This is a genomic window from Candidatus Latescibacter sp. (genome assembly GCA_030692375.1).
Classification (GTDB): domain Bacteria; phylum Latescibacterota; class Latescibacteria; order Latescibacterales; family Latescibacteraceae; genus JAUYCD01.
Window position 1 is genome coordinate 1 of sequence record JAUYCD010000007.1, and the last position, 12,126, is coordinate 12,126.

General features: G+C 45.4%; 8 protein-coding genes. 1 reads left to right on the forward strand and 7 read right to left on the reverse strand.

The genetic code is table 11. The annotated features are described in order from the left end of the window. Window positions 1–136: transposase (locus Q8O92_00345; GenBank protein ID MDP2981762.1), on the reverse strand; the 136-nt coding region annotated here is incomplete at its 3' end. A 272-nt stretch (window positions 137–408) separates the two neighbouring features. Between Q8O92_00345 and Q8O92_00350 the strand changes: the two genes are divergently transcribed. Further along, entirely contained in the window at window positions 409–1,836 is a 1,428-nt protein-coding gene (locus Q8O92_00350) for an SH3 domain-containing protein (protein MDP2981763.1), read from the forward strand. A 152-nt stretch (window positions 1,837–1,988) separates the two neighbouring features. Here the strand turns inward: Q8O92_00350 and Q8O92_00355 are convergent, their stop codons facing one another. The 6 genes from Q8O92_00355 to Q8O92_00380 form a co-directional block, all read right to left on the reverse strand. Beyond that, window positions 1,989–3,698, reverse strand: a complete 1,710-nt coding sequence (locus Q8O92_00355) for a T9SS type A sorting domain-containing protein (GenBank protein MDP2981764.1) — start codon at window positions 3,696–3,698, stop codon at window positions 1,989–1,991. Between the two features lie 258 nt (window positions 3,699–3,956). Continuing rightward, window positions 3,957–5,189, reverse strand: a complete 1,233-nt coding sequence (locus tag Q8O92_00360; protein MDP2981765.1) for a hypothetical protein — start codon at window positions 5,187–5,189, stop codon at window positions 3,957–3,959. Between the two features lie 38 nt (window positions 5,190–5,227). Continuing rightward, window positions 5,228–6,838, reverse strand: coding sequence for an FG-GAP-like repeat-containing protein (locus Q8O92_00365; protein ID MDP2981766.1), 1,611 nt, complete (start codon window positions 6,836–6,838; stop codon window positions 5,228–5,230). A 63-nt stretch (window positions 6,839–6,901) separates the two neighbouring features. Then, the gene (locus tag Q8O92_00370) at window positions 6,902–7,090 is read right to left on the reverse strand and encodes a helix-turn-helix transcriptional regulator (protein MDP2981767.1); all 189 of its coding nucleotides are present in this window, start codon (window positions 7,088–7,090) and stop codon (window positions 6,902–6,904) included. Window positions 7,091–7,457: 367 nt separating this feature from the next. Beyond that, the gene (locus Q8O92_00375; GenBank protein MDP2981768.1) at window positions 7,458–10,583 is read right to left on the reverse strand and encodes a fused MFS/spermidine synthase; all 3,126 of its coding nucleotides are present in this window, start codon (window positions 10,581–10,583) and stop codon (window positions 7,458–7,460) included. A 147-nt stretch (window positions 10,584–10,730) separates the two neighbouring features. After that, on the reverse strand, window positions 10,731–11,915 hold the full coding sequence (locus Q8O92_00380) for an iron-containing alcohol dehydrogenase (protein ID MDP2981769.1): 1,185 nt from the start codon (window positions 11,913–11,915) through the stop codon (window positions 10,731–10,733). Window positions 11,916–12,126 lie beyond the last annotated feature (211 nt).

Genomic DNA, 12,126 nt, shown 5'->3' on the forward strand with positions numbered 1-12,126 from the left:
AAGCTTCATTATGGCCGCACTTAGGACAGGAATATCCATCCGGCCATCGGATCTTTTTCAAATACTGAAAACAATCATCTTCGATCTGAAACCGTTCTTGAAACTCGAAAAAACTGATTTCATTATAATTACTCATGCTTATCTCCAGTTCAAAGATTCATCTGTTGTACTGGTGTAAACATATATATTTTTGCATCAAATGTCAAGAGTGCTGTTTCAAATCGATAAGCGAATAATATTATACATGACGACATAAATAATTGCGCATATTTTGAGTGTTTAGATCCTGAAACGAGTTCAGGATGACCAGTGTCATGCCGAACTTGTTTCGGCATCTATTTTGAAAAGAAACGCAATAAAATATGTCGTCATGTATAACCTAACTTAACCATGAAGGGAGATTCTGCAATGCTTGTGAAGCGGACATCTATCGCGATTCTGGTATGTATCGGGCTGTTTCTTTGTTACTCTTCAGTTTTCGCCCAGGCAAAAAAGGGGAGACATGCGCCCGATGCCCTTCCCGGGGTTGAGCAGGAAATGCTGACCGCCGATTATTGGATATCATTGCAGAACGATCCCGACAAGGTGATCATGACACCGGCCGAAATTGAAAAATTCAATGAAAAAGTCCGTACCAAGCATGTGGTATTTGAAAATCGCTTCGGCAAACGTAATCCGCTCGAACCGGAATTTGCACTTACCGAAATAAAGGGGCCGGTAATGAATCCCCTTCTCCCGCTCGACCTTCCGGCGACCCTTCCCGGAGACAGCCTCCGGGTACGGCTTGAGAGCAACATCGGCTGGCTCAACTCACGTGACTTTTATGACAGCCGCAATGTGATTTACGACGACAGGATGAAACAGAAGCTCGCGGATGCAATGAATGTGAAAGCCATTCCGGATGTGATCAAGCGGCGTTTCGGCGTTATTGTCAACAACGCGATGGTCCGTCACTATCCCACCGCTGTTCCGGGCTACAACGACGTCCAATATGAGATGGACATGTTTCAGGCGGTGGGAATTACCACCAATACCCCGGTGGCGATTCTCCACCAGTCATCGGACGGAGATTTCCTGTATGTTGAAAGTCCTGTCTCCCGGGGCTGGATCGCTGTGGAGAACATCGCCCTCGCCGACCGTGAAACCATCCGCAAACTTACCCAGGACAAGAAGTTCCTCCTGGGCGCCGTGAACAAGGTTCCCATATACGGTGACTCCGGATATCAGAATTTCGCCCGCCATCTCTATTTTTCGGCTACCATTCCGCTTCTGAAAAAAGACGCCTCGGGATATACGGTAAAAATGGCATACCGCAAGCCGGATGGCTCTCTCGGCCTGGCCAACGGTTATATCAGGCCCGACGCCGATGTACATGAGGGGTACCTTCCTTATACCAAACGCAATGTGCTTATCCAGATTTTCAAGCTTCTCGGACAGCCCTACGGCTGGGCGGACCAGGACAACAAACACGACTGCTCGGGCACTCAGCGGGTGCTGTTCGCCTGTTTCGGCATCATCACCGGCCGTCACCCCTCTTTCATCCTCAGCGCCTCAGATCACCAGTATTTCCAGGACCCGGCGCTCTCGCACGAGGAAAAGCTGAAGAAACTGGAAGATATAGAGCCGGTCATCACGGTGGCGGGCAATTACGGGCACCTCGTGCTCTACCTCGGCAAGGCAAAGAACGGGCAGCATTATTTCATTCACCAGGCAGGCTGGGGGTACGAGGATACGGACAAAACCCATCTCTATGTGAACTGTGTGACGGTCAGCTCTCTCGATCATTCGTTCTACTCTGCGGAAGCGGCAAGCGTTTTTACCACGCTGAAGCGGTAAGGAATATCAAAAAACAGTGACAAAGTGACAGAGTAACAGAGCGACAAAGTAAAAGCATGAGGAAAAGAGATTGAAAAAGATGCGATTTTTGTAATAAAAGGGCGGGGTTGAAAACTTAATCCCGCCCTTCATTGTGTATCATCGAATCAAGATCATTTCAGCAACATCATCTTGCCTGTTTTGGTAAACCTGTCCGATGCGAGCCGATAGAAATAGAGGCCGGAACCGTACCGGGAGCCATCGAATTTCACCGCATGCACCCCGGCGCTTGCCGTACCATCCACCAGAGTCGCTACCTTCTGGCCGTTCACCGCGTAAATGTCCAATTTCACTTTTGTAGATGAGGCGAGGGAATAGGTGATGGTGGTCAGAGGGTTGGCGGGGTTGGGGGAAACGGTAACGTATTCTTTGATTTTTTCGGCTTGGCCGTTATCACCAGGCAGTGGTTTATCTTCTCCGGGCTGGCCTGAATTAGCAAGATATTTATCGGCATGTTTCCAGGGATCGTATTCGATTCCGGCGGATGAGTACGCCGACAGAAGAATTGGCTGCCCAGGATTGATAGCCGCTGCCATATCAGCATATACTTTCGCTTTACCTTTGTCATGGAGGTTCTGGCCATAGATGGAAGCAATTCTTGACAGCATTTCCACTTCCATAACATTCCCTGAATATTGTGTTGCTTTTTCAGAGAAGGCCGCAATCGCTTCTGTATATTTACCCTCGCTGACTAATGATTCGCATGACAGGTAATCAAGGGAAGATGCATACCATGACTGCGCGGTCTTACGCTCATTTGCTATCAAGGTTCTGAAAACCGAATAATCATATTGCTTCATGCCGCAGAGCTTCAAGAGGGATTTGAGCGCCAAACGTTTTTCTCCCGGATCGGCGCTTTTCGCCATTATGTCCTGGTATACGGATAATGCACTCTTCCAGTCGCCTACAGATTCGTATGCATCAGCTTTGATGAATGGATAGGAAGCAATTTCAGCGACAACCTTCGGCGCGCCTGCGGAATCTATATTTGCGGTAGCGTATCCGGAAATGTCGGTTACCCTCGTGCTGTCATTGAAGAGAACACCACGAATTGGACTACCAGTCCCCCAATAGTTACGTGTGGCGGCGATGTTCGGTCCTCCCGCACTGAATTTTATAGCCCAATAACTGGCATTGGTATTGTCATAAATATTATTTCTCCTGCCGTCGATATCCAGCCCCGCAAAATCGTAGAGAAATATCCTGTCCAGGCCAGAGGAAGGATCGGTGAAATTAATGGTACTATATTCCAGAGTGGCGTCCGCACTTGAGGTCAGATACAGACCGTATCTCGAATCATGGATGGTAATCTTTTTCAAATACGGCCGGTATCCGCTCCCCTGTATGCAAACGCCTCCATGATAATCGGTGGTTCCATTGTCCTGAAAATCGATATTTTTTATAGTGGGCGCACAATTACTGATCAGCATACCCCAGTCACGACAATTACTAATAGTTGACTTTGTAGTAGGAAAATAAAGACTGTCACTGCAGACATTTAAGCCAATGGTGGCGTAATCGATTATTGATCCGCCATTTACATTCAAAGTTGCGCCTGAATTTATCGTAATGCCGTTCCAATAGTAATTTTCCGTATCGGTTTTGAATCTGCTCCAGTTCGTTGTCAGCGTACCATTCACCAGGATGCTCTTGCCAGGAGAGACATATAGAGTACAATATGTTGACGATGCCCCGGGGAGGGTCAATGTTCTCCCTGAAGGAATAGTAAAATCATCTCCAATATAATAGTTTCCTTGACTCTCCGACCAGGTTTCGTTCTCCGGCAAATTCCCAAAACGGCAATAACCCATGGAAACGGTCATTGTTGATCCGGAAGAGGAAATATCTGATATTTGCGCTTTTGAATCCCAACCGGAAAATGTTAAGCTCGGTGACGAGAAGTCAGTTAGATATGATTTATAGCCGCTCCGGAATGCATCCCCATTCTCAGTGTTTTCGGTAGCAGAACCATCGGCTTTAATTAGATCCCTATAACCATCGAATAAACGCCACACAAGGATTCCATCTGCGCTTGTACTATCAGGAATAATGAATCTGTTCCATTTTGTGTTGCTTTCCCCTTATTGTCGGTTTTCTAGGAGAAAGTTTTGAGTACTGCCGCCTTGTGCATGCGTCGCAGTCATTTTATAAACATTGGATAGGCCATATGTTGTATTAAATGTTAACTGGAAAGTCTGGGGAGTGGTGACCTCAGTATAGGATTGCCAAAGAAGACGATTGCGTTCATCGGGAGTAAGCGGCACTGGGCACTCTCCTCCAAAGACAATATTGTTATATTTTGCTATGCCACACCATTGACCAGTGTCCATCAATCCCCATCTCCAATAACGATAAGAGCCCTTATAGTCATCTTCATAAATTCCTAAAAGGTGAGCAAATTCATGACAATTCCACCCAATTGCTGTAAACACTTCGTGAGGTGAATTCATCATCTCACCGCATATATAAATTCCATCGGTTGTATTTGCTTGTGGATGTAATCCCCCACCATAAAAAAATATATGACCCGCATAAATTATTGCCATTTTGTGCGTACCAGCCGCCAGTTCATCCTCATAATCAATACCTTGTTGTATTTTTGCTATGGCTAATACACTATCCATGAACGCATTCGCGGCCATGCCATCACAATACGATTTAGAATATGGAATATCTATCCAATTGATAGTTCCTCCCGTTGTATCACTATTTGCGATACGTCCAATAAGGGAGAACTGCCCCCTAGACATGTCATAATAATAATCTCTCATGCTGCCATATGTGGTATAACTGTTTGGAGATGGAGAAGAGCTATAAGAACCATTAGAAAACAAAAGATTTTCATAAGAGCTTCTGTAATTGTATGTCCCGGGGGTATCCGTAAAGCTGACCAACAGAACAATCAATGAGTCAGGGACTGTAGCGATTTTCCCAACACCTTGCGTTCGAGTTGCGCTCTTGTTTATTTCATGGACCTTTTTCATAAAATTTGTTTGTCTTACGGCATTTTGGTACCTTAATTCATTCATCTCTGATTCATTTTTCTTTTCATCCCCGACCAAGTATGGTGTTGCTGAAAGATTACGATTATCATCATACATGCCGTAGTACCAGAATCCATCGGAGTTCAAAACAACAGGCCCATAACAAGTTGAATAAATATTCCCATACTCATCTATAATGTGTTCGATGGCAATATAAATTCCATTTGACTGTTTATAATCTATAATTCCCAAAGAATACGGAGAAGCAAAACATAGTGAAGTACTAATTGATACAAGCATGAACGTGATAATCATGTATACTTTTTTCATGTCAGCCTCCAGAGTTTCACTTCATGTTGTAACACTTTTTACTTGATGAGCAGGATTTTTTTTGTCTGAAATTCCTCCTTTCTTTCCATTTGTTTTAGGATTGAGAAATAGAAACCAGAAGCCAGTTCAGCGCCATTTTTATCTCTTCCATCCCAGATATTTCTATATGACCCTTTTGTTTGAAAACCTCTACAAAGAGTCTTTATTTTTCTCCCGAAAATGTCATAAATAGAAAGCTCATAATATCCTGGAAGTACGATGGTATAAGGGATGGTTGTGTAAGCATTAAAGGGATTAGGAATATTTTGACCGATAAAGAATGTGCTACTAATTTCATTCAGGGTATTTATGCGTGATGGAGAGGAACTCAGAACTACTGAAAAAAATGTATCTCCGGGAATCAGGAAATCAGCATAACGGTCATTGTTTAAATTGCATGACGTTATCCCACCCAAACCCGGTAGATAATAACCCCCATATCCCCAAACATTATTCGGCAACACTACCGGGAATTGATGAATCTTGGAATAAATTATATTATTCTTCCATGGTATTGCCACTAATTGACTTGAATCCCCAATCCCATGAATGGCTGCAATGTCAAGAATGCCATCACCATTCATATCTGTTACTGAAAAAATCCGACTGGGACTCCCTAATCCCATTTCTGGTGAATTTGGATCTATTTCTCTTGAATAATCAAACTGTCCACGGTTATTGCCAATATAAAGTACTGCAGACCGAGACCCACTCGACATTATATCCAACATTCCATCGCCGTTGAAATCAAAGACTCCGACAAGCTGGTTGTTCCCCGGTGCATAAAGTGAATTCTTGGTAAACGTTCCATTGATAGAGCCGGTATACGTCCGGTTAAAGTAAAAAGTATTACCAAAAATGTTTAAGAAATGATAGACCACCAGATCAGGTATACCATCACTTGTAAGGTCTCCAATGTAAAGAATATCATATTCTCCACTGTCATCGATTAGGCGTCCCGTATCCGGTTCCCAGTTGATTTCTCCTATAGTAAAAACAATACCTGTTTTCACCGGCTCCTGGAAAGTTCCATCGCCATTCCCGAAATAGGTCCTTAATTCCGCTGCCCGCATACCGGGAGATGTGTTGATGATGGCGATTGCGATGAGGTCCTTTTCCCCGTCTCCATTCATATCCGCGGCGGCGAGCGTCTGGAGGTTTTCGATGCCAAGCGGCTTCGCAGTTGTAAAACCGCCATCACCGGTAGCCACGAAGAGCGTATCATTTATGCAGATATCCGTGAGCCCGTCGTTGTTGAAATCATCGGCGACTGATAAATTAGGATTAGATATACCGGTTTTGGTGATGATCGGAGACCCGAAAACAGCGACGGTGCCAGACAGGTATACACTGATGACACCCGACCAGCCCACAACGATGACATCTGGGCGGGTGTCGCTGTTCTCAAGCCCGGTATATATGAATTTAGCCCTAGAGGTTAGTGGGTAATCGGCGCGTGTGTAATCTGGGTATTCGCCTGCATATACTGAAAAGCAAAAGACTGACAGAATTGCGAATTCTACAAAAGCAATCTTTTCAAATTTCATGGCTCCAACCTTTCGTGAAATGGACGGCTCTCTATATTTCTGTCTATCATTCGTCATTAACATGTCATCTCCTCTCTTTGAAAGTCAATCCCCAAAAGGGATGATTTTTGAATTAATCCTTTTGGATTATATGGAATAATCCTTTAGGATTAGATATGGTTCCGTAAACGATAATTTATGTATCAATTCAATTATGCTGTGGACATCCAGTTTTTCCATGATGTGTCTTTTGTGAATCTTTACCGTATTGATGCTGATAGAGAGGAGAGAGGCAATTTCTTTGGCAGGTTTTCCTTCTTTGATGAGCCGGAGCACCTCAATTCAGGTCTGGGAAAGCTGATTATAGGCAAGCGGGATGCTGAACTTTTAGCGTTAACGATTTTACAATTCAGCAGGGCCTATGGAAGTAAAATAGTGCATTTTCGGTGCTTGTCAAGTAGTTTATAAAAATATTATTATTATTCAAAACATTCATACAAACAAAGTGAAGATATTGATTACCTCCCCATTTTAATAATTTGTATATTCGCCGGAAATATGTTAATGCCTCGGCGAATAAATGTTGACATTTTGTAAGTAATTCATTATATTAAAGTTAAGAAATAATACCAAAACAAAAAAGGCATCCTTGATATTGGGATGCCTTTTTAAAAACAAGACATTTGCGATCACCCGCTCTTCTTTACTTCTCCGCCACAGCATTCAGCTTGCTGCGCGCCCTGGCGTTATTCGGATCGATTTTCAGTGCTGTGCGATATTCATTTATCGCTTCATTCCTTTTGCCCTGTTGGAATAATAAATCACCCAGGTACACATGAGCATCGAAATTACGGGGCTGAATCTCGACAAGTCTCTGTATCTGGAAAACTGCTTTATCGAATTGGCCAAGCCTGGCATAGGCGTTTCCCAGATTAAAGTGTAACACAGGCTCATTCGGACTGAGCTGTACTGCCTCGCTGAAATGGACTATCGCCTTGTCTGTCTGATTAAGCGTCGCTAAAATCCAGCCCAGATTATCCTGAGCTAACGCATCACTGGGAGAATATGCAACTGATTTTTCAGCAGCTTTCAATGCTTCCTCGATTTTGTTTTCCCGTATGAGTACCCATGATTTAAGCAACCATGCGATGCCTGACTCAGATCGGTTTTGCAGGAGTAAATCTATACCCTCTATACTACGGCCTTGAGCTAAAGTGCCTTTTATATACGACAATATTTCCTTTTGTTGTTCAAGAAGTATAGGGTGCTCCGGCATGAGTTTTAAACCATCAAGTATATACTGCATCCGGGTAATAGTATCCTTTTCTCTGAACAGCAATAACAGGTATGTTGAAGTGTTATAGGTTAATTCGTAATCCTTCAGCCATTTCTCTTGTTCATCTTTGGAAAGTCCGCTCAGATCAATGTGACCGGAGAGTGAATTCCGTCTGACTTTTTCAATAAATTGAGGGAAAATTTCATCCAGCATACCAAATTTTTGCTGCGCAATATTAAATTCCACATACGGTGTATAGTCACTATTGATATGAAAGTCCTTCAAGTATCTCCGTATATCGGTTTCATCTCCGAAATAGCAGCTTAATACATCTACACTGTTGTGAAAATTAAGATATGCCACACTATTCTGCACACTTTCTTTTCTGATATTCTCCTCGATATATTTCGGTGAAAAGAGCTGTTTCTGGCGAGAGCCGACCAGATAAAAGAAAGAAATCTGTTTTGTTGTCGGGAACCATATCGTAACATGGGGGAATACTCCGAGGAAAGTTCCCAGAATACTATCGAAGCTTGATCCTGATATGCCCGCCAGATGCAATTTGGAAATTACCAAACCTCCGGGATTTACATGATCCAGCGCATTCTGGAAATGTTCTTTTGCAAACATTGGCGCACTGCCGGAGTGTGTGGGCACATCGGCGTCATTGATGATAACATCATAATGCCTGTCGGTTACATGCAGATAATTCTTGGCATCCATGTACTTCATATTGACTTTTTGATTTAAGCGGTCGCCAAGGTTGATGTGGGTAAAGTATTCTAAAGCAACCTGAACCACCTCCGGGGCAATTTCCACACAATCGATCGCACTGAGGTCATGCTGGGCAAGGCAAAAAGTGGTTTCACCTGAACCGAACCCAACTGACAGCACGTTCCTGGAATCTTTGTTCAGTAATACTCCCAGATGCCCAAGCATTTTCTGGGCTGTCCTGTGTACATCGTCTCCTGCTATCAAAACACCATTTGAAGTCATCAAAAGATTTCCATCGCTGTTCCTGAGTACGGCAACGGTGGTTGTAACTCCTTCATTCACTGCAATCGTCTTAATGTCAGGAGTACTCACAACCTTCTGCACAAACAGATCAGAGGGTATAATGAATGCTATTCCTGTTAATCCAACAGCAACGGAGGCGGAGACTATCCGCCCGGTAACACTGATTCTCCTCATAAACAAAAGCGCTACCGTCATACCCAACCATATCCCCACTATACCCAAAACTGTGATTGAAAGTTGGGCGCCCATCCGCGGAATCAGGATAAAACCGGTTGCTAATCCACCCAGCACAGCCCCGATCGTGTTTACTCCATATACCGTACCCGTAGTCAGTCCCACACCGTGATAGTAATTACTCCAACCCTGCAATGCCAGCGGGAAGCCTATACCCATCGCTATCGAGGGTAAAAGGAACAAAATGATGCTGGAAAAAAGCGGGAGAATCATCCCCTCGAAACCTGTAATGCCCGACAATCCGCCGAACCGGGGAATTTCATAATGGAGGAAATACAGCCATGTACTGAACCATGGAATGTAGAGTATCCCGAGAGCGCCCAGACAGGTCAAACTGATACCGAATCCCGCTGCCGGATTGTTCAGTCGTCTGGATAAATGGCTGCCAATCCATGCGCCAATCACATTGCCTGACAAATAAACTGTCAGCACTGCTGAGAATACGTAGGTGAAACCGCCCAAAGGTATAACAATACTGCGCATCCAGATGAGTTCATATCCTATGCTGATTAATCCGCTGGTAAAAAAAGCCAGCATGAGCATATACTGTTTTCCTCCATGCATGTGCTTCGCGCTCACACTCCGCTTTTCAGATATACCCGGGTATACAGCTTTTTCACCGGCAACCTCATAAAAACGAGACAGCACCCACCCTCCGCATGCAACAAACAAATTAATGCCGGCTGCTATATATAACGCACCCATCACACCTGCCATCCGGATCAACACAAATCCAGCCAGAAAACACCCCACTGTCGCTCCCAGTGTATTCACTGCATACAATCTGCCCACAAACCGTCCCACTCGATCTTCCAATGAAGTTACATATCTGCTTAAAAGGGGTAATGTGCTTCCCATAATCATCGATGGAACCAGCAGCATTACCGCGGAAACCAATACCTGCACAACCATCAGCGCTGACGGTGACGGCTGAAATTTCACAAAATAAAACCGGTAAGCTCCATCGGCAAATCTGAGGAAAAACGGCAATAACAGTGCTGAAACAGTGGCGCACAATTCCAGCGTCGCATAGAGCATCAACCGCCTTTTCACCCGGTCGGCGTATTTCCCCATGATTAATGCTCCCAGCGCCAAACCACCCATAAACACCGAAACCACAATGCTCGATGCATACTCAGTATTCCCCAGTGTCAGCTTTAAAAGGCGCACCCAAACAACTTCATCGATAAGGGAACATACACCGGAACAGAAAAAGATCAGCATCACCCAGATAATACCTGCAGTATCATGTATGACCTGCTCAGAAATCTGTTTATCCTTTGCTTTTGTTTTTTTGCTCATGTACTCCTCAGATTCAGGATGACAAGTGTCATGCCGAACTTGTTGCCGCTTCGCGGGAACGATGAAACCGTTTCGGCATCTATTTTGAAAATAAACGAAATAAAATATATCGTCATGTAAAAGTCCCCATCAGGTAAATTAGTGGGCTTAAGTAATAACCCTCCGTAAAATTTCTCTGATTTCCCCACACCCCAGTTTCACCGGATTGTTTCCGCTGCCGGTCTTTGACGCGATGGTTTCGATGTCTTCCGTTTTTATCCCATAATCGCTCAAAAGGGGGAGCTTCAGTGTTTTCGTCCATGCATAAAGTTTTTCTATAAGCAGCGCGCAGCCCCTGTTCACATCATTTTCTGGACTGCCGGACAGGAGGAATCCGATACGGGAGTATTTTTTTAGGGATTCGTCTCCCGCCGGGCCGAGCTTCAGGAGCGCTTCGATGGTAACCCGGGTCGCCGGGCCGAGCAGCACTCCGCAGATTACACCGTGCGGAATGGTATACAGCCCGCCGATGGTGGCTGCCAGGCCATGAACAACCCCAAGTCCGGCGTTGGCTAAGGTGATTCCCGAAAGAAGAGCGCCGTAAGCCATCGCCGTTCTGTTCGGCAGGGCGCTTGCGCCGGTGGTGCAGACCGGAATGAGATGACCGCTCACCTGTTCCATGCCGCTCAATGCCAGGGATTCGGTCAACGGGGTGGATTTTGGCGAGACATAGGATTCGAGAAGCTGGGTGAACGCATCCATGCCGCAGGAAGCGGTTATATACGCCGGGCAGGAGAGACTGAGTTCCGGGTCCACCACGGCGTAATCGGGCACGAGGTTGTCGTGGCGGAGGGATTTTTTGAATCCCTGCGGCCCCACACGGCTGAGGACTGCGTTTTTGGTAGCTTCGCTCCCTGTTCCGGCGGTGGTCGGAACGGCGATGAAGGGAACCTTGCGGCCGTCATGCTTTTTCCCGGTTCCCACACCTTCCAGGTAGTCGAAAACAGAGCCGGTCTGCGGGAGCATCGCGGAGATTGCCTTTCCGGTGTCGATGACGCTGCCGCCTCCGATGGCGACGACTGTCTTGATGTTTTTCGGGCGGTATTCCGATACTGCGCTATCAACCAGCTCCGGCGAAGGTTCGCCTTTCACTGAAATGTGATACAAGTCCAGCGAGCGTTCCTGAAAAGCGGCAGCGAGGGCAGTCCAATGGTTCGATGCGTGAAATGAATTTCCGCCGGTGACCAGGAGAACCCGTTTTCCGATGGATTCGGCCAATCCGGGTATCTCGCTACATGTTCCCGCCCCGAAAGAAATGCGGGGAGTCCGGGTAAAGGTAAAGGTCGGTATCAAAACGGACTCCTTTTTGTTGCCGCGGATTGCGCGGATGAACGCGGATAAGAAATCTGAAATGAGTTCGGCTGAACGTAAATCAGCAACTTTGAGACCGCCATAATTAAAACTGTCTGAACCATGATTCGCATGATTCAATGATTGTCCTGATCAGATGCCGAAACGGTTTCATCGTTCCCGCGAAACGGCAACGGTTTCATCGTTTTCGTGA